Source organism: Paraburkholderia kirstenboschensis (genome assembly GCF_904848585.1).
GTDB classification, from domain to species: Bacteria; Pseudomonadota; Gammaproteobacteria; order Burkholderiales; family Burkholderiaceae; genus Paraburkholderia; species Paraburkholderia kirstenboschensis.
Genome location: NZ_CAJHCR010000016.1, coordinates 90,731 through 109,441 on the forward strand (window position 1 = coordinate 90,731; position 18,711 = coordinate 109,441).

14 protein-coding genes are annotated in these 18,711 nt (G+C 63.2%); 7 read left to right on the plus strand and 7 right to left on the minus strand.

Annotated features, from left to right (window positions below; translation table 11 throughout):
* Window positions 1-26: 26 nt before the first annotated feature.
* Both JMY24_RS29690 and JMY24_RS29695 read right to left on the minus strand, forming a co-directional pair.
* Window positions 27-776, minus strand: coding sequence for a hypothetical protein (locus JMY24_RS29690; protein WP_201703409.1), 750 nt, complete (start codon window positions 774-776; stop codon window positions 27-29).
* Window positions 777-779: 3 nt separating this feature from the next.
* Window positions 780-947, minus strand: a complete 168-nt coding sequence (locus tag JMY24_RS29695; protein WP_328809285.1) for a DUF6726 family protein — start codon at window positions 945-947, stop codon at window positions 780-782.
* Window positions 948-1,216: 269 nt separating this feature from the next.
* Between JMY24_RS29695 and JMY24_RS29700 the strand changes: the two genes are divergently transcribed.
* From JMY24_RS29700 to JMY24_RS29710, 3 genes are read left to right on the plus strand one after another with little or no spacing between them, the layout of a single operon-like run.
* Window positions 1,217-1,570, plus strand: a complete 354-nt coding sequence (locus JMY24_RS29700) for a hypothetical protein (protein WP_128595921.1) — start codon at window positions 1,217-1,219, stop codon at window positions 1,568-1,570.
* 56 nt (window positions 1,571-1,626) lie between these two features.
* Window positions 1,627-2,367 carry a response regulator gene (locus JMY24_RS29705; protein WP_128595922.1) on the plus strand — a complete coding sequence of 247 codons (741 nt, stop codon included), beginning with the start codon at window positions 1,627-1,629 and terminating at the stop codon, window positions 2,365-2,367.
* Window positions 2,364-3,686, plus strand: a complete 1,323-nt coding sequence (locus JMY24_RS29710; protein WP_128595923.1) for an ATP-binding protein — start codon at window positions 2,364-2,366, stop codon at window positions 3,684-3,686. The genes JMY24_RS29705 and JMY24_RS29710 overlap by 4 nt, the downstream gene beginning before the upstream one ends.
* Window positions 3,687-3,927: 241 nt before the next feature.
* On the opposite strand, the gene JMY24_RS29715 is transcribed toward JMY24_RS29710, so the two are convergent.
* On the minus strand, window positions 3,928-4,872 hold the full coding sequence (locus tag JMY24_RS29715) for a tyrosine-protein phosphatase (RefSeq protein ID WP_128595924.1): 945 nt from the start codon (window positions 4,870-4,872) through the stop codon (window positions 3,928-3,930).
* Window positions 4,873-5,220: 348 nt separating this feature from the next.
* On the opposite strand from JMY24_RS29715, the gene JMY24_RS29720 reads away from it, so the two are divergent.
* Complete coding sequence (locus tag JMY24_RS29720; protein ID WP_128595925.1) at window positions 5,221-6,480, plus strand: MFS transporter; 1,260 nt, start codon at window positions 5,221-5,223, stop codon at window positions 6,478-6,480.
* A gap of 55 nt (window positions 6,481-6,535) precedes the next feature.
* Window positions 6,536-7,828 (plus strand): D-amino acid dehydrogenase, encoded by a 1,293-nt coding sequence (locus JMY24_RS29725; RefSeq protein WP_128595926.1) that lies wholly within the window; start codon window positions 6,536-6,538, stop codon window positions 7,826-7,828.
* Between the two features lie 207 nt (window positions 7,829-8,035).
* Here JMY24_RS29725 and JMY24_RS29730 read toward each other — a convergent pair whose 3' ends face one another.
* The 3 genes from JMY24_RS29730 to JMY24_RS29740 form a co-directional block, all read right to left on the minus strand.
* Window positions 8,036-9,505, minus strand: a complete 1,470-nt coding sequence (locus JMY24_RS29730) for a glutamate synthase subunit beta (protein WP_128595927.1) — start codon at window positions 9,503-9,505, stop codon at window positions 8,036-8,038.
* 132 nt (window positions 9,506-9,637) lie between these two features.
* On the minus strand, window positions 9,638-14,341 hold the full coding sequence (locus JMY24_RS29735; RefSeq protein WP_128595928.1) for a glutamate synthase-related protein: 4,704 nt from the start codon (window positions 14,339-14,341) through the stop codon (window positions 9,638-9,640).
* A gap of 295 nt (window positions 14,342-14,636) precedes the next feature.
* A complete protein-coding gene (locus tag JMY24_RS29740) occupies window positions 14,637-15,344 on the minus strand; it encodes a transposase (RefSeq protein WP_110405672.1) in 708 nt (235 codons plus the stop codon).
* Window positions 15,345-15,531: 187 nt separating this feature from the next.
* Here JMY24_RS29740 and JMY24_RS29745 point away from each other — a divergent pair, with 187 nt between their 5' ends.
* Both JMY24_RS29745 and JMY24_RS29750 read left to right on the plus strand, forming a co-directional pair.
* Window positions 15,532-16,257, plus strand: coding sequence for an OmpW/AlkL family protein (locus JMY24_RS29745; protein WP_128590950.1), 726 nt, complete (start codon window positions 15,532-15,534; stop codon window positions 16,255-16,257).
* 354 nt (window positions 16,258-16,611) lie between these two features.
* Entirely contained in the window at window positions 16,612-16,992 is a 381-nt protein-coding gene (locus JMY24_RS29750) for an ElaB/YgaM/YqjD family protein (protein ID WP_020070608.1), read from the plus strand.
* A 486-nt stretch (window positions 16,993-17,478) separates the two neighbouring features.
* Here JMY24_RS29750 and JMY24_RS29755 read toward each other — a convergent pair whose 3' ends face one another.
* A complete protein-coding gene (locus JMY24_RS29755) occupies window positions 17,479-18,684 on the minus strand; it encodes a deoxyguanosinetriphosphate triphosphohydrolase (RefSeq protein WP_128595929.1) in 1,206 nt (401 codons plus the stop codon).
* Window positions 18,685-18,711: the final 27 nt, after the last annotated feature.

Sequence of the window (18,711 nt, forward strand, 5' to 3'; positions counted from 1 at the left end):
ATTGGCTGTAAAGGCCGCATGGCGCATCAACCGGCTTCCGCATCGCTTGCCTGCCACTGCCGCACGACCGACTTGACCCACGCGTCCGAACCCTTGAGCAGGTAAGTCAGCGTGCCGTTGCGAGTGCCCGGCAAAAAACACAACGTGATCGAACTGACCGCGTTTTCCCATACGTAGACCGGCAGCGCGCCCGGCGCCGACACGTTCTGCGTCGCGTGACGCGGCGGGCCGTAGCGCTCCGCGAGCGCCTCGCGCAAGTCCTCGGCGGTGACCTCGTCGATCACGAAGGAGATTTCGTAGAGACGCAGCGCGCTTTGCTCTTCGCGCTGTCCTTCGCTCCGACCTTCGCCTCGTCCCGCGATACGCGCGAAGCGCAGCACGTGCTCGGCTGCCGGCGCGCCGTCGACCACTGCTTGCGACAACGCCCAACCGTTGTCGTCGCGATGTGCCCAGCGGCACGCGACTGTCAAACTCTCGTGCGACTTCAGCCGCATGCCGAGCACGCCCGCCTGCACGTCCGTCTCGCAGACCGGCACACTGCCGATCGGCGTCGCACGCACCTTCGAGCCCGCGCGGAATTCGTCGAGCGTGATGCCAAGCGCAATGCCGCGGAAAGCGAACGGCGTGTCCTGCGCACGCCGCCGCGCGTCGGCCAAAGCGTCCTTCGATGCGGGAGCCGCCGCGCTCGCTTCGCGCGCCGCCGGTTGCGCCGGCGCGGTCAGCGAAAACGTGCTGCAAACGAGCGCCAACGCGCAGGCAATCCGTTGGGGAGTCATGATTCAGTCGATCGCGGATGAACACATGTCGAACGGGCTGGCCGCCGCATGGCCGACGACCGGGATGATTTTCAGCGTGGCTGAAGTGAGCCGGCAGGGCAGCGCGGCAACGGCGCAGCCGTTGAGCGGCAGCAGCACCGCGCCAAGCGCGAGCCACGCAGCGGCGCGGATGAAACGCTCAAGGAGTCTTGGAGTCGACACGCGAGCCTCGGCAGGTCAGGCCGTCGTGTTGACATGGTGGCCGACAAGGCCCGCGGGCATCGAGGGCTGGGGCTGCGTTGCGGAGCTCTTGGCTTGTGCAGTGCCGGCGGCACTTGCGGAACTGCCCGTAGACGCGGGCTTTTCCGTCGCTTGAGTGGGCGCGACTGCAGAAAAGCGGGTGGAAGTGAGGTTGCTTGGAACGGTCATGATGAGCCTCGCGTGGTTGGCGGATATCGGTCTTGCGCCGTCTTTCCCGGACACAGCTGTTGGGCTTTGCCGGCGTGCGGCGCAACGTATTGCAGGACGAATCATCCCGCCGCCGGGGCCGCCGCGATGCACGAAGAAAGACGCGCTTTTCGGCGGTTCTTACGACCGGTTTCGAGCGATTTCCACTACTTCCTGTTGCGCGCAAATTGTTTCCGAAAGGCGGCCCGCGGCATGAGAATGCCTTCGACGCAATGCGCGACGTTGGTGGCCGCATAGCCACCGCGTTGCCAACCGCGTTGCCAAATATGGCAGGGGTGAAATATGCTGTGAGCCTTGGGGGACGGGACTTGCGCGCCAACGCGCCGAATCCGCGCAGCGCCGGGTAAGCATTGGTAAGAAAACAGTCGGCCGCGCGTTGCGCGCGTCAGTCTAGAATTTCGCCATGAATCCACAGGTCCTTATCGTCGACGACGATCCGGTCGTACGCGATCTGCTTTGCAAGTTCTTGCAGTCGAACGGCTTCGACGCGTCGGTGCTGCATGACGGCACCCATCTCCAGCGCCGGCTCGAGCGCGAACGGCCATCGGTCGTCGTGCTCGACATCATGATGCCGAACACCGACGGCCTACGCGCGCTCACCGCGCTGCGCGCCGCCGGTGACGACATTCCGGTGATCTTCGTCACGGCGCGCGGCACGGTGGCCGACCGCATAGTCGGGCTCTCGCTCGGGGCAGACGACTATCTGACCAAGCCGTTCGATCCGCGCGAACTGCTCGCGCGCATCCACACGGTTCTGCGCCGCCGCGGCCCGTCGACCACGAGCGCGCCGGAAGCGCGCAAACCATACAGGTTCGGCCCGTTCGAACTGGACTTCGCCACGCGCTCGCTGTCGCGTGCGGACTCGAAGCTCCCGTTGCGCGACAGTGAGTTCGCGCTCCTGAAGATCTTCGTGAACAATCCGTATAAGGTGTTGTCGCGCGTGCTGATTCACGACCTCGTGCATCGCGACAATCTCGCATTCCGCGACCGCAGTCTCGACGTGCCGATCTGGCGGCTGCGCCGCGTGATCGAGGACGACCCGTCCAATCCGTGCTACGTGCAAACGGTGCGCGGCAAGGGTTACGTATTCGTGCCCGATGCGGACGGCACGCCGTTCTCCGACGAGGCCGCCTCGAACGCATGAGAAACCCGCTGAACACGCTGTTCGGCAGAATGGCGTTGCTTTCGACGGCGGTGCTATTCGCGATTCAGGCCGGCTGGTTCGTTCTCGTGGTGATGCAGCCGCCGCGCCATGAAATCGACGGCTTCGCGCGCGGCATCGTGCTGGTGCTGCAGGCGATCAACGGTGAGCCGATCAAGGGCGCCGCGCTCGCGCCCGCCATGCGCGTGCATCTCGTTCCGACCTGGAACATGCCGCCGAGCATCCATTTGCACGAACCGACGGAACATCTCGTCGTCGAATTGGCGCGGCACCTGCGTGACAATCTCCCGCCCGGCACGCAGATCGCCGTCGACGACCTGCGTCCGCCGCAACTGTGGGTGTTGTTTCCCGGCAAGTCGAACTGGGTGGTGTTGCCGGTCGACCTTCCGCCGCCGCCGCGCTTTCTGATTGAATCCATTTCGATGCTGGCCGCCGCGCTGATCCTGTCGCTGTTCGCGGTCTGGCAGATGCAGCGCCCGCTTTCGCGCGTCGCCGACGCCGCGCGTGAGTTCGGTTCGGGCGTCCGGCCGGAGCCCGTCACGGTGCAAGGCCCGCGCGAACTGCGCGATCTGATTGGCTCGTTCAACGACATGATGCGGCGCCTGAACGAAGCCGGCGACGATCAGGCCGTCATGCTCGCCGGTGTCGCCCACGACCTGAAAGCGCCGCTCACGCGCCTGAAGTTGCGCGCGAGCGTGCTGGTAGAGGAAAGCGAACGTGCGGGCTTGATACGCGATGTGGACTCGCTAACGAACATCGTCCAGCAGTTTCTCGAATTCGCCGGCCAATCCGCCGACGCGGGGCCTGCAGTAGAGGTCGACGAGTTCCTGCGCGAACAGTTTTCCGCCAGCGACAGCGTCGCCGAACATACGGACAGCGGCGACACCATGGACAGCACTTCCAGCACCGACGAGACGCCGCTCTTCGCGCTCGATCTGCGCGCGGGCCCGTCGTTCACGCTGCCGCGCACGCTGCTTGACCGGCTCGTGACGAACCTCGTAGATAACGCTTTGGAACACGGCGCGCCGCCCGTCGACATCGCCACCGAGCGCAGCGACGGACATTGGATCATCAGAGTGCGCGACCATGGCGCGGGCATTCCCGACGAGCGCATTGCCGCGGCGATGAAACCATTCGTGCGGCTCGACGCCGCGCGCGGCGGCGAAGGCCATTGCGGCCTCGGCCTCGCGATCGTCGCGCGGCTTGCGCACGATCGCGGCGGACGTTGCCATGTACGCAATCACACGCAAGGCGGTCTGGAGGTGTGTATCGAACTGCCGGCGGCGTCGGCGTCCACATAAGGCACTGGCACTGGCTGATGCCGCAAACGAGCGCCGCCGCCGATGCGCTTGATGCGCTTACGTCACCTTACCGGATCGTCTATCGCGTGGCCTGCGGCCGTATAGTTGGCCCCGGCAACCTCGATGCCGCCCTTCTCAGTCCGCCCGCTTATTCGGGGCGGATTTTTTTTGCACGCGGTTTTATGCGCGGGTTCTATGCGCGGGTTTTTCCGGCTCTCAGGAAGGACCTTTCCCTGCGCCGTCAGACGACAAGCCGGCTACGCAGACTTTCAATAGCCGACTCCGACACGCCAAGGCCTTCGGTCAGATAGCGCGTCATCGTGCCGTAGCTTGCCTGCACCTGATCGAAGCCCGCCTGCAGAAAGCTCTCCTGAACGCCGAGCAAGGGCTCCTGGATCGCGGCGAGCGCATCGCCGTCCTGCGCACGCAAAGTTTCTTTCTGCGACCTGATCGCCTGTGCGCGATAGACGTTGCTCAACAGGTAGTCCTGCATGATGACGTCGAGCGGCACGTTAGCAATGCTCTGCAGCAACGCGGCAACCCAACCCGCGCGATCCTTACCGGCGTTCGAATGGAAGAGTTGCGCGCCCGTGCCGTCCGCCAGCTGGCGCAGCAGCGCGCCGTAGTTCGCCCGCTGCGCGCCGCCGGTTACATAGGCGCGAGCCTCGGACTCCATGAACGCCGCCGCGCCGCCCGCCGAATTGAAAGCTGGCGTGATGAAGTCGCGCACGCCAAGTACGTTCAACGTTTGCGATACCGTGGCACGAGGCAAGTTATCTGCCGTCCGCTCGATCTCGCCTGGGGTGCGCAAATCGAAGACGCTGGCAATGCCGAGACTTTCGATCTCCGTCTGGTCAGCCACGCTGAGCGCGAGCACGTTGGCGCGAAAGAACACGCCCCGGCGCATCGTTTTCCCGTCGACGGTCGGATAGCCTGCGGCTGCGCCCGCGACATCGCGGAAATTGTCGACCGAGGCCAATCGCGGCGTTTCGCCCTGCTCGTTATCGAGGTTGCCGCCGCCGCATGCGGAGAGCAGCGAACCGCTGATGCCGGACACCAGCAGCACGCTTGCGGAACGCTTCAGAAACGTCCGGCGCGACCCGCACGCGGCAAGTTGGCGCACGGGCGCGGCCGCGCGCGCAAAGCGGCGGCGAGGTTCCGGGCAGATTTTCGCGGTGGCGGACATTAGGCGATTAGATGTAGCAGGCGCAAGTGTGAGCAAATAATGTGCAGCCGATGCGCTGCGCGCGCAGTGTAACGGTGTTCATTATTCTTTTGGTTACGGCGTATTAGTTCGTAAGCAACGGCTTTCGCGGGATTTCGTCGTCCTGCATGCGTTGGTCGGTACGCAGTCCGGGATGCCATCGCCAGATCCGTTTCTTACGCATCTCGTCTGTTATCTGCTGCTTACCGCTTGATGCCATGTTCGCTGCCAATTTTGACCACAACTGGCCGCATCTTGCCTCGTCCCCGTAGAATAGAACTACCTCCCACGAGCCGCTGGCACACAAAAAACCAGGAGAACACAACAAACATGCCCTCTCTCCAATGGTTCACCGAACTGACGCAGCGGGAACGCCGCACCCTGTACGCCGGTTTCGGCGGCTATGCGGTCGACGCGTTCGATTTCATGATCTACTCGTTCCTCATTCCGACGCTGATCGCGACGTGGGGCATGACGAAAAGCGAAGCGGGCATGATCGCCACGAGTTCGTTGATCTCGTCGGCGCTCGGCGGCTGGCTTGCCGGGATTCTGGCCGATCGGTACGGCCGCATCCGCGTGCTTCAATGGACGATCGCCACCTTCGCGCTATTCACGTTTCTGTCGGGCTTCACGCATTCGTTCTGGCAGCTGCTCGCCACGCGCACGCTGCAAGGAATCGGCTTCGGCGGTGAATGGTCGGTCGTGACGATCATGATGGCGGAGACGATCCGCTCGCCGCAGCATCGCGCGAAAGCCGTGGGCACCGTGCAAAGCAGCTGGTCGTTCGGCTGGGCAGCGGCGGCCATCGTCTACTGGGCGTTTTTCGCGTTGCTGCCGGAACAGTATGCGTGGCGCGCGTGCTTCTGGATCGGTCTGCTGCCCGCGGCCTGGATCATCTACATTCGCCGCAACGTCAGCGATCCCGACATCTATCTGCAGACGCGCCGTGCGCGTGAGAGCGGCTTTGAGACTACGCATTTCCTGCAGATTTTCTCGGGGCCGCACTTGCGCACCACACTGCTCGGCAGCGTGTTGTGCACCGGCATGCTCGGCGGTTACTACGCGATCACCACGTGGCTGCCCACCTATCTGAAGACCGTGCGTCATTTGTCCGTGTTCAACACGAGCGGCTATCTGATCGTGCTGATCGTCGGCTCGTTTACCGGTTATATCGTCGGCGCGATCTTGTGCGACAAGATTGGACGGCGCGCGTCCTTCATTCTGTTCGCGATCGGCTCGTTCGTGCTCGGCATGGTCTACACGATGTTGCCGATCACCGACGGCATGATGCTTGCGCTCGGATTTCCGCTCGGCATAGTCGTGCAAGGGATTTTCGCGGGCGTGGGCGCCTATTTGTCGGAGCTATACCCCAATGCGATTCGCGGCTCCGGGCAAGGCTTCTGCTACAACCTTGGGCGCGGCTTCGGCTCGTTCTTTCCGATTCTCGTCGGCACACTTTCGCAGGGCATGTCTCTGGTGAAGGCAATGGGCATCGTCGCCGGCGCGGGTTATCTGCTGGTGATCGTCGCCGCATTGTGCCTGCCCGAAACGAAGGGCAAGGTACTTGGTTCGGCCAGTCCTGCCGTCTGAGCGCGCGGCTGATTTTTGTCGCTGACATTGCCGCTGACTTTTCCCGTCTACGCACATGAAAACGATTGTTCTGGGAGGCGGCGTGATCGGCGTCGCTACCGCTTTCTACCTGCGCCAGCAAGGCTGCGAGGTCACGGTGATCGAGCGGGAGCCGGACGTCGCGCTCGCCACGAGTTTCGGCAACGCGGGCGTCATCGCGCCCGGCTACGTGACGCCGTGGGCCGCGCCGGGCATGCCGGCCAAGATCCTCAAGTATCTGTTCAAGCCGGCGTCGCCGCTGATCTTCCGTCCGTCCTTCGACCCGGCTCAATGGCGCTGGATCGCGCGCTGGTTGCGCGAATGCGACCTCGAACGCTTTCGCGTCAACAAGCAGCGGATGCAGCGCATCGCCTATTACAGCCGGGACTGCCTGCACGAATTCCGCGGCCGTCATCCGTTCGATTACGGGCGCAGCCAGGGCTATCTGCAACTCTTTCGCAGCGAGTACGACGTCGAACTCGCGCAACCGGCGCTCGCTGTGCTGCGCGACGCGGGCATCGCGTATCGGGAAGTGAGCCCCGCGCAATGCGTCGATATCGAGCCGGGCTTGCGCTGGGCGCGCGCGACTCCCGTGTCGGGTATTCATCTTCCCGACGACGAAGCCGGCGACTGCGCCCGCTTCACGCGCGAGTTGCGAGCTATCTGCGAGCGCCACGGCGTGCAATTTCGCTTCGATACACGCGTGACATCGCTCGACGTGCAAGGCGGCGCGGTGCGCGGTGTGCGTGTGGAAAGTGAAGCCGGTGGAGAACCGCGCGGCGCAAACGGCGCCGCTGAGATCGTGCCGGCCGACAGCGTCGTAGTGGCGCTGGGTGTCGACAGTGCGGCGCTGCTTGCACCGGTCGGCGTGAAGGTGCCGCTCTATCCGGTGAAGGGGTATTCGGCGACGCTGCCCGTCATCGATCATGAGAAAGCCCCGCGGGCCGCGCTCATGGACGAGTCGCTAAAGACAGCGATCACGCGCTTCGGCAACAACCTGCGGGTGGCGGGCACCGCGGAACTGGGCAACCGGCAGACCACACTGCGCGAGCAGGCGCTACAAACGCTGATGAAAGTGCTGGATGACTGGTTTCCGCACGCCGCCGCGCCGACGTCCGCGCACTTCTGGGTGGGTCGCCGCCCAATGACGCCCGACGGCGCGCCATTGCTCGGACCTTCGGGCATCGACAATTTGTGGCTCAATCTAGGCCACGGCTCGACCGGCTGGGCGATGTCGATGGGCTCCGCACGTGTCGTTGCCGATCTGATCACGCAGCGCAAGCCGCAAATCGATCTCGACGGGCTGACGTTGGCACGTTATGGGAAGTGACGTCGCGGGCCGGATCTCGCAAGGCGCACGTTAAAAAGCCGGGTCGCCCTCTCGGGCGCCCGGCTCTGTTTTACCGCCTTGACGTGCCGCTTGATGCATCACTTCATGCACCACTCAACGGGGCACGTCGTCGTCTCCACCTCTTCCTGCAAACATTAACCGGCTTGCGCATCACGAACAGCCGTTGCGGCAAACCGGCAGCCACGCTTAGCGCGGCAGGTCCGAATGACCCATCAGGAAAGCGTCGACCGAACGTGCGCACTGACGGCCTTCGCGAATCGCCCACACCACGAGCGACTGGCCGCGGCGCATATCGCCGGCAGTGAACACCTTGTCGACCGAGGTGTAGTACGCCTTGTCGCCTTCGGTGGTGGCCCGCACGTTGCCGCGCGCATCCTTGTCGACGCCGAAGGCTTCCAGCACCGGCGACACCGGCTGCGTGAAGCCCATGGCGAGCAGCACGAGGTCGGCCTTCATTTCGAACTCGGAGCCCGGCACTTCGACCATCTTGCCGTCCTTCCATTCGACGCGCGCCGCGATCAACTTCTCGACCTTGCCGTTCTTGCCTTCGAGGCGCTTGGTGGCGACAGCCCAATCGCGCGAGCAGCCTTCTTCATGCGACGATGACGTGCGCAGCTTGATCGGCCAGTACGGCCACACGAGCGGCTTGTTCTCTTCTTCCGGCGGTTGCGGCAGCAGTTCGAACTGCGTGACGCTCTTCGCGCCGTGTCGGTTCGACGTGCCCACGCAGTCCGAACCGGTATCGCCGCCGCCGATCACCACGACGTGCTTGCCCTTGGCGAGCAATTGGTTCGGGACTTTGTCGCCGGCATTGACCTTGTTCTGCTGCGGCAGGAATTCCATCGCGTAATGGATGCCTTCCAGCTCACGGCCCGGCACCGGCAGATCGCGCGGCGTTTCCGAACCGCCTGCAACCACGACCGCGTCGAAGTCTTCCTTCAACTGGTCCGGCGTGATGGTTTCCTTCGCGGTGTTGGCGATGTAGGCCGGCAGCGAATCCGCCTTACCGACGAACACGTTGGCGCGGAACGTCACGCCTTCGGCTTCCATCTGGCGCATGCGGCGATCGATCAGCCACTTCTCCAGCTTGAAGTCGGGAATGCCGTACCGCAGCAGGCCGCCAACGCGGTCGTTCTTCTCGAACACCGTCACATCGTGACCGGCGCGCGCGAGTTGCTGAGCGACCGCCAGACCGGCAGGACCGGAGCCGACCACGGCAACCTTCTTGCCGGTCTTGTGCTTCGGCGGCTGCGGGGCGACCCAACCTTCGGCCCATGCCTTGTCGATGATCGCGTGTTCGATCGACTTGATGCCGACCGGGTCGTCGTTGATGCCGAGCGTGCATGCCGCTTCGCACGGCGCCGGGCAGATTCGGCCCGTGAACTCCGGGAAGTTGTTCGTGGAGTGCAAGACCTCGATCGCCGTCTTCCAGTCCTGTTGGAATACCAGGTCGTTGAAGTCCGGAATGATGTTGTTTACCGGGCAGCCGTTGTTGCAGAACGGAATGCCGCAGTCCATGCAACGTGCGCCTTGAATCTTCGCTTCGTCGTCGGTGAGTGCCGCGACGAATTCCTTGTAGTGCTTCACACGCGTGAGCGGAGCTTCGTACGCCTCGTGGCGGCGCTCGAACTCGAGAAAACCGGTTGCCTTGCCCATGTGGTTCTCTTCTCTATCTGTATCTAGGGGGTGATCTGAACCCGCCGCAGCGTGCCGTTGAACGGTCGCGCGCGGCAGGTACGGCTAAAGGTGACGTCTACTGTGCGAGAGCAGTCGGCTAGCGATCTGCGCTCAGGCGGCGAGAACTTCGTTATTCGCCTTCTTCGCTGCCATTTCGCCCAGCGCGCGCTTGTATTCGGTCGGGAACACCTTCACGAATTGACGGCGCGACGCGTCCCAGTTTTCGAGCAGCGCTTTTGCACGCGGCGAGCCCGTGAACTGGAAGTGACGTTCGACGAGACCCTTGAGCAGCGCTTCGTCGGTCGTGCCGGCGTGCCACAGGCTCTTGTCGACCGTGCGCTCCTGTTCGGCCTGCTGCAGAACCGGATCGAGCGCAACCATCGACTTGTTGCACTTGCCCGCGAACGTGTTGTCCGGGTCGTACACGTAGGCGATGCCGCCCGACATGCCGGCCGCGAAGTTACGGCCGGTTTCGCCGAGCACGATGACCGTGCCGCCCGTCATGTATTCGCAGCCGTGGTCGCCCGTGCCCTCGACAACCGCCGTCGCACCCGAGTTACGCACGCAGAAACGCTCGCCCGCCACGCCGCGGAAGAATGCTTCGCCTTCGATCGCGCCGTACATCACCGTGTTGCCGCAGATGATGTTCTCTTCCGACTTGCCGCGGAAATCGTTCGTGGGACGGATGATGATGCGCCCGCCCGACAAGCCCTTGCCGACGTAGTCGTTGCCGTCGCCGACCAGATCCAGCGTGATGCCCTTCGCGAGGAATGCGCCGAAGCTCTGACCCGCCGTGCCCTTCAACTGGATGTGAATGGTGTCGTCGGGCAAGCCGTCATGGCCGTACTTCTTCGCGATCGTGCCGGACAGCATAGCGCCGACCGTACGATTGACATTGCGCACCGGCTGGATGAACGAGACGTGCTCGCCCTTCTCGATGGCCGCCTTCGCTTTTTCGATCAGCGTGTGGTCGAGCGCGCGGTCCAGACCGTGGTCCTGCTCGTCCACATGCTTGCGCGCGACTTCAGCCGGCACTTGCGGCAGATAGAACACGCGCGAAAAGTCGAGACCCTTCGCCTTCCAGTGCTCGATGCCCTTCTTCGTGTCGAGCAGTTCGGCGTGACCGATCAGGTCGTCGAACTTGCGGATACCCAGTTGCGCCATGATTTCGCGCACTTCTTCGGCAACAAAGAAGAAGAAGTTCACGACGTGTTCCGGCTGGCCATTGAACTTGGCCCGCAGCACCGGATCTTGCGTCGCGACGCCGACCGGGCAGGTGTTCAGATGGCACTTGCGCATCATGATGCAGCCTTCGACGACGAGCGGCGCCGTCGCAAAGCCGAACTCGTCAGCGCCGAGCAGCGCGCCGATCACGACGTCGCGGCCGGTCTTCATCTGACCGTCGGCCTGCACGCGGATACGCCCGCGCAACTGGTTGAGAACCAGCGTCTGCTGCGTTTCGGCGAGACCGAGTTCCCACGGCGTGCCAGCATGCTTGAGCGACGACAGCGGCGACGCGCCGGTGCCGCCGTCGTGGCCTGCGATCACGACGTGGTCGGCCTTCGCCTTGGCGACGCCCGCGGCAACCGTGCCCACGCCCGACTCCGACACCAGCTTCACCGAGACGCTAGCCGCCGGATTCGCGTTTTTCAGGTCGTGAATGAGCTGCGCCAGATCTTCGATCGAATAGATGTCGTGGTGCGGCGGCGGCGAAATGAGACCGACGCCCGGCACCGAGTAACGCAGCTTGCCGATGTACTCGGACACCTTGTGGCCCGGCAACTGGCCGCCTTCGCCCGGCTTCGCGCCCTGCGCCATCTTGATCTGGATCTGGTCGGCCGAGGCGAGGTATTCCGCCGTCACGCCGAAACGGCCCGACGCCACCTGCTTGATCTTCGAGCGCAGCGAATCGCCATCCTTCAACGGGATGTCGACGATCACTTCGTCGCCGATCACGGACTTCATCGTGTCGCCGTTCTTGATCGGAATGCCGCGCAGTTCGTTGCGGTAGCGGTTCTCGTCCTCTCCGCCTTCGCCGGTGTTCGACTTGCCGCCAATGCGGTTCATCGCGACAGCCAGCGTGGCGTGCGCTTCCGTGCTGATCGAGCCGAGCGACATTGCACCGGTGGCAAAACGCCTGACGATTTCCTTCGCCGGTTCCACCTCGTCGAGCGGAATTGCCCTGGTCGGGTCGAGCTTGAATTCGAACAGGCCGCGGAACGTCATGTGACGTTTCGTCTGGTCGTTGATCAGATGCGCGTATTCCTTGTACGTCTGATACGAGTTGCTGCGCGCCGAGTGTTGCAGCTTGGCGATCGCATCCGGCGTCCACATGTGTTCTTCGCCGCGCACGCGGTAGGCATACTCGCCGCCCGCATCGAGCATGTTCGCGAGAATCGGGTTGTCGCCGAACGCGTCGCGATGCAGACGGATCGCTTCTTCGGCGACGTCGAAGAGACCAATGCCGCCGACCTTCGACGAGGTGCCCTTGAAGTACTTCTGCACGAGATCTTCAGCGAGGCCGACGGCTTCGAAAATCTGCGCGCCGGTATACGACATGTAGGTCGAAATGCCCATCTTCGACATGACCTTCTGCAAGCCCTTGCCGACTGCCTTCGTGAAGTTGTAGACCGCCTTCTCCGGCGACAGGTCGCCCTTCAGGCCGGCTGCGAGCTGGCCGAGCGTTTCCATTGCCAGGTACGGGTGCACGGCTTCCGCGCCGTAGCCCGCGAGCAGCGCGAAGTGATGCGTTTCGCGCGCTGAGCCCGTTTCCACGACGAGACCCGTGCTCGTGCGCAGACCTTGCTGCACGAGGTGCGTGTGAATCGCGGCGGTGGCGAGCAGCGCCGGGATCGCGACGTTGTCGCGGTCGGTCTTGCGGTCGGACACGATCAGCATGTTGTAGCCGGACTTGACGGCGTCGACGGCTTCCGCGCACAGCGACGCGAGACGCGCCTCGATGCCTTCCTTGCCCCACGCGACCGGATAGCAGATGTTCAGTTCGTACGAGCTGAACTTGCCGCCGGTGTACTGATCGATCGCGCGGATCTTCGCGATATCCTTGAAGTCGAGCACCGGCTGCGACACTTCCAGACGCATCGGCGGGTTGATGTTGTTCGTGTCGAGCAGGTTCGGCTTCGGACCGACGAACGACACGAGCGACATCACCATGTTTTCACGGATCGGGTCGATCGGCGGGTTCGTGACCTGCGCGAACAGCTGCTTGAAGTAGTGATAGAGCGTCTTGTTCTTGTTGGACATGACCGCGAGCGGCGAGTCGTTGCCCATGGAGCCGACCGCTTCTTCGCCGGCTTGCGCCATCGGCGCCATCAGGAACTTGAGGTCTTCCTGCGTGTAGCCGAACGCCTGCTGGCGATCCAGCAAAGCAGCGGCTTCGCGGCGCTCCGTCGCGACGTCTTCGGCCTTCGGCTCAATTTCGTCGAGCTTGATGCGCACGGCGTCGATCCAGCTCTTGTACGGCTTGGCGTTCGCGAGGTTGTCCTTCAGTTCCTTGTCGTCGATGATGCGGCCGTGTTCCATGTCGATCAGGAACATCTTGCCCGGCTGCAGACGCCACTTCTTGACGATCTTCGACTCAGGAATAGGCAGCGTGCCGGCTTCCGACGCCATGATGACCAGGTCGTCGTCGGTGACGATGTAGCGCGCCGGACGCAGACCGTTACGGTCGAGCGTCGCGCCGATCTGGCGGCCGTCGGTGAACGCGATGGCAGCGGGGCCGTCCCACGGCTCCATCATCGCGGCGTGATATTCGTAGAACGCGCGGCGGTTGTCGTCCATCAGCGTGTGCTGTTCCCAGGCTTCCGGGATCATCATCATCATTGCGTGGACGAGCGGGTAGCCGGCCATCACCAGCAGTTCGAGACAGTTGTCGAACGAGGCGGTGTCCGACTGGCCCGGATAGATCAGCGGCCACAGCTTCGGCAGGTCGTCGCCGAGTACGTGCGACGCGATTGCGCCGGTACGCGCGTTCAGCCAGTTGACGTTGCCCTTCACCGTGTTGATTTCGCCGTTGTGGGCGATCATCCGGTACGGGTGAGCCAGTTCCCACGCCGGGAACGTGTTGGTCGAGAAGCGCTGGTGCACGAGCGCGAGCGCCGAAACGGTGCGCTCGTCCTGCAGGTCGCGGTAGTAGACGCCGACCTGACCTGCCAGCAGCAGGCCCTTATAGACGACGGTGCGCGCCGAGCATGACGGCACGAAGTATTCCTTGCCGTGCTTGAGCTTGAGCGCCTGGATGCGGTGACTCGCGGTCTTGCGGATCACGTACAGCTTGCGCTCCAGCGCGTCGGTCACCATGATGTCCTTGCCGCGGCCGATGAAAATCTGGCGGATCAGCGGCTCGCTCGCCTTGACGGTGGGCGAGATCGGCATGGTGTGGTCGACCGGCACGTCACGCCAGCCGAGCACCACCTGGCCTTCGGCCTTCACCGTGCGCTCCAGTTCCTGTTCGCAGGCGAGACGCGACGCGTGTTCCTTCGGCAGAAACACCATGCCGACGCCGTATTCGCCGGACGGCGGCAACGTCACGCCCTGCTTTGCCATTTCCTCACGATAGAAACCGTCCGGAATCTGGATGAGGATGCCGGCACCGTCGCCCATCAACGGATCTGCGCCGACGGCGCCCCGGTGATCGAGGTTTTCGAGAATCTTCAGGCCCTGCTCGATGATCTCGTGGCTCTTCTTGCCCTTGATGTGGGCAACGAAGCCGACGCCGCAGGCGTCATGTTCGTTTTGCGGGTCGTACAACCCTTGCGCGGCGGGAACCGGATGAGCCGGTTGCTGGTGATCGTTCATGGGGACACCGTCTGTGAGGGGCCGACAGGCCGTTAAACCGTTTTTCTATTGCCGCACGTGCACACCCGCGACGGCCGAGACGCTTTTTGACGCTGTGAGCTACGCATATCAAAAACGCCGGAATTCGGAATATACGCGACGAATCAACGGAATAGCAAATAAAACGTTATGGTCGAACCCCAATTATCAGTTTGGTGCATTGCGGCTATTTTTTATTGGTTCCACATCAAAAAGGGGCAAAATAAAACGGCATGTCGGGATGCCGTTTAAAAGACAAACTATTGATTCAACTCGCTTATTGCGCCTGCGGGGTCTCCCGGACCTTGCGAGGCCGCCCACGGGGCAGCGGCGATACGCGCCTGTTCGCCGCGCGGGCCGCCCATTCACGGTATGTGTCGCTGCCGAGCACCCAGCCTTTTAGCGTGGCCTGCTGAAGCTGGCTTGCCTCGCGTTCGTCGAGCGGCTGCTCGCACAGTTCACGGTACGCGCGCTGCCGCTCAAACGGCGTATTGCCGAGTGACCAGTAGAGCGGATGGTCGGTGATCAGGCTGTCGAGTGTGAGACCGATGTGATGACGGTAGCTCGACCAGCGGTAGTCTTCTGGCGCGCTCGCGATCTGCATGCGCACCGGACACATTTCGACGACGCGGCTCGCCAGCAGAAAATACCGCTCGCCCTCGATCACCGTGGCGCGATAGCGCCCTTCCCACAACGTGCCGCGCCGCGCGTAACGGCGGTTGAAGTGCGCTACGTAGCGACGCCCGACCGCCTGCATCGCTTTCGGCAGGCTCGACTCCTCCGTTGGAGTGACGAGCAGTTGGACCGCGCCCGGCATCAATGCGTAAGCGTGGATCGATAAGTGATGATCGCGCGAAGCCGCTTTCATACAGTCGATGAACAACTCGTAGTCCTGGTCGTCGACGAACGCAGGCTGCTGATCGAGTCCGCGGAGGATGACGTGCTGCGGCTGGTCAGGAACATAAAGACGTGCAAGCCGTGCCATGCTGAAGTATCCGATAGTCGCGTTGGTACATACCCGAAGGTCCGAGGAGCCGCATGCGCCGGAGGTTCGACGCGGCGCGGCCAGGCCAGGAAGCGCGCCCGGCTTAGGGAGAAAGCTCTAACCGGCGCGTATGGTTAGTTTCAAACGTTGTGGTCATAATGAGCGGGCCTTTTTTGGAGGAGCACATATGAAATTAAAACAGGCCGTAACGGGGATCGCAGTGCTAGCCAGCATGACAACAGCAGCACATGCGCAATCGGCCGGTAGCTTTTTCGTCTCAACAGGCTGGTTCCATCTTGCGCCTCAATCGAGTAGCGAGCCCCTGCGAGTGACGAGCATCGGCGGCAGCCCGACCAACATCACAGAAGCCAATACCGGAGCCTCACTTGGTTCAGCCGACACCATCGGTGTGACCGCGGGCTACTTCGTCACCGATCACATCGCGGCCGAATTCGTGATTGGCTACCCGCCTACGTTCGACCTGAACGGCACCGGCAGCCTCGAACAATTCGGCAAGCTGGGTCAGGCGAAACAGTGGAGCCCAACTCTGCTGTTCAAGTATTACTTCAACGCTCCCACCGCCACATTCCGTCCGTATCTCGGTATCGGCGTGAGCCGTATCTGGTTCACCGACGAGAAGATCACCAACGGAACATTCCAGGCGAACGTCCTGCATGGTCCGACCAGCGTCACTACGGATAGTTCGTGGGAGCCGGTGTTTAATGCGGGTTTCACTTACGCGTTCAACCAACACTGGTTCGCGGGCGTGTCCGTGTCGTACCTGCCGCTCAGCACGACGGCCAAACTGAACACCCAGGCGCAGACGCCAGTCGGTACGCTCAACGTGCAATCGCAAACCAAGATCAAGCTGAACCCGATCGTTACCTACGTCAATATCGGTTACCGCTTCTAACACGGCTTCTCACGCGTGATGGAACAGTGCTGTGGGTTTAGGGTAGTCGAATTCGCCGGGCTTGAACAACGCCGTCATTCATCCAATGGCGGCGTTTTTTATTTTGTGCGCGCAGGAAGGCACCGCGCCGCCTTTACCGATGCAGTGCGCAGCAGAGCCGGCGTGTTTGTAAAACTGACCCGCAGGCGTTGTGCTTCGTGCAATATCTGCTGACCAATCTGGCTGGACGGCTCCGTCTGCCGGGCATTTGGGTTTGGCACCGAAGTTGCGTCCTGCTGGTGTTTCCTGCGTTGCGATGTGGTTTAAGCGTAACCGTGAACGTGGGCCTTTTTTACCCTCATCGACGGAGCGACTATGACAGCACTTCCGAATACGCGAGATGCCCTCGGCGAATCCTGGACCAGCACGAGCCGCCGCGCGCGGCGTATTGCCCGCCACAGCCGCGATGCGGCCGAAGACATCGCAGGCGAACTGCGCACGCTAATGTCCGAGTTGGAATCCACGCTGGCCGAAGGAACCCAGGCCGATGCAGTAGCGCTGCGCGGCAAACTGCGCAAGCAGCTCGACAATGCGCGCGCCCGCATGAACGACACGCGTGAGGCCGTACGCGAACGCGCGAACGTAGCGCTCTCCGACGCGGACGACTATGTGCATGAAAATCCGTGGCAGACGCTCGCGATAGTTGGCGGCGTCGCGTTGATCGCAGGGGCGTTGTTCGCCTCGCGCATGCGCTGAACATTGCGCTGAATCGCGCTTGAGCTTGCGCGGAGAAGAGCGCTGGCTCAAGCGCGCGGCCGGGCTGCATGGCGTTGCCGTCTGGTTGTGTTGACGCTGCGCAGCCCGGTGCGCATGCGGTGACTGGTGTGCGTGTCGGGATCATTATCCCAGGCGGTTGCCGTGCCTCGTGTGCCGGGCCTCGTGTGCCGTGCCTCGTGCGCCGTGCCTCGTGCGCCGTGCCTCGTGCGCCGTGCCTCGTGTGCCGTGCCTCGTGCGCCGTGCCTCGCGCGCCGTGCCTCGCGCGCCGTGCCTCGCGCGCCGTGCCTCGCGCGCCGTGCCTCGTGTGCCGTGCCTCGTGTGCCGTGCCTCGTGTGCCGTGCCTCGTGTGCCGTGCCTCGTGTGCCGTGCCTCGTGTGCCGTGCCTCGTGTGCCGTGCCTCGTGTGCCGGGCTCGCCCCGCCACGCTCCTTGCCCGTGGCCCCAGCTTGCCCCGGCCCGTGCTCGCTCAGTTATCGTCGATCACGAAGAGACGCTGATACTCCTTCAGCGCGTACCTATCCGTCATGCCTGCGATGTAATGCGCGATGAGCCGTGGTTGCTGCGCGGCGTCGGTGGACTGGTAACCCGGCGGCAGCAGCCGCGGATCTTCGGTGAACGCGTCGAACAGACCGACAACCACGCGGCGCGCCTTGTTGGCCATACGCATCACGCGGTAATGGCGGTAGAGGTTCTTGAACAGAAAACGCTTGAGCGCCGCAGCCTGAGCCGCGACTGCTTCGCTATGCGCGACCAGCGCCGGCGCGGCGCGCACGGCGTCGAGCGAATCCGGCGCGTGACGGACCAGATTCAGTTTCGTGGTGTCGATCAGATCGACGATCAGCGTGTTGATGATGCGCCGCACCGTCTCGTGGATCAGCCGGCGGCCTTCGATGCGCGGAAAGTCGCACCGCGCGGCTTCATAGTGTGTTTGCCAGAGCTCGACTTCGGCGAGTTGCTCGACGGTGAGCAAGCCGGAGCGCAAGCCGTCGTCGACGTCGTGATTGTTATACGCGATCTCGTCGGCCACGTTCGCGATCTGCGCTTCGATGGACGGCTGACGTCCTTCCAGAAAACGCTCGCCCAGAGCACCCAGCCGCCGTGCATTCTCGCGGGAGCAATGCTTGAGAATGCCCTCGCGCGTTTCGAAACACAGATTCAGGCCGTTGTACGCGCCGTAGTGCTCCTCGAGATCGTCGACCACCGCGAGGCTTTGCAGATTGTGCTCGAAGCCGCCGTGCTCGCGCATGCATTCGTTCAGCGCATCCTGGCCCGCATGCCCGAAAGGCGTGTGGCCGAGATCGTGCGCAAGTGAAATGGCTTCGACGAGGTCTTCATTGACCCGCAGGTTGCGCGCCACGGAACGCGCAATTTGCGCGACTTCGAGGCTGTGCGTAAGACGCGTGCGAAACAGGTCGCCCTCGTGATTCACGAATACCTGCGTCTTGTATTCGAGCCGGCGGAACGCCGTCGAATGAACGATGCGGTCGCGGTCGCGCTGGAATTCGGTGCGTGCGCTCGGCGGTGCTTCCGGATAGCGGCGCCCGCGCGAGTGCGCCGAATGCGCCGCATACGGCGCGAGGTGCGCTTCGAGCGCTTCCTGCGTCGGGACGCCGAGCGCTGCGGCCTGTGCCGCGGGTTCCTGCTTTACATCGTCGCTGCGCCTGTCTGTCACCGGGTTCTCCGAAACATGGGCGGCGCC

Excerpts from the sequence above, each read along its gene's own strand:
- JMY24_RS29725 (WP_128595926.1), top strand. The coding sequence starts at position 6,536 with ATGAAAACGATTGTTCTGGGAGGCGGCGTGATCGGCGTCGCTACCGCT.
- JMY24_RS29750 (WP_020070608.1), top strand. The coding sequence starts at position 16,612 with ATGACAGCACTTCCGAATACGCGAGATGCCCTCGGCGAATCCTGGACC.
- JMY24_RS29720 (WP_128595925.1), top strand. The coding sequence starts at position 5,221 with ATGCCCTCTCTCCAATGGTTCACCGAACTGACGCAGCGGGAACGCCGC.
- JMY24_RS29705 (WP_128595922.1), top strand. The coding sequence starts at position 1,627 with ATGAATCCACAGGTCCTTATCGTCGACGACGATCCGGTCGTACGCGAT.
- JMY24_RS29715 (WP_128595924.1), bottom strand. The coding sequence starts at position 4,872 with ATGTCCGCCACCGCGAAAATCTGCCCGGAACCTCGCCGCCGCTTTGCG.
- JMY24_RS29710 (WP_128595923.1), top strand. The coding sequence starts at position 2,364 with ATGAGAAACCCGCTGAACACGCTGTTCGGCAGAATGGCGTTGCTTTCG.
- JMY24_RS29745 (WP_128590950.1), top strand. The coding sequence starts at position 15,532 with ATGAAATTAAAACAGGCCGTAACGGGGATCGCAGTGCTAGCCAGCATG.
- JMY24_RS29690 (WP_201703409.1), bottom strand. The coding sequence starts at position 776 with ATGACTCCCCAACGGATTGCCTGCGCGTTGGCGCTCGTTTGCAGCACG.
- JMY24_RS29735 (WP_128595928.1), bottom strand. The coding sequence starts at position 14,341 with ATGAACGATCACCAGCAACCGGCTCATCCGGTTCCCGCCGCGCAAGGG.
- JMY24_RS29740 (WP_110405672.1), bottom strand. The coding sequence starts at position 15,344 with ATGGCACGGCTTGCACGTCTTTATGTTCCTGACCAGCCGCAGCACGTC.
- JMY24_RS29730 (WP_128595927.1), bottom strand. The coding sequence starts at position 9,505 with ATGGGCAAGGCAACCGGTTTTCTCGAGTTCGAGCGCCGCCACGAGGCG.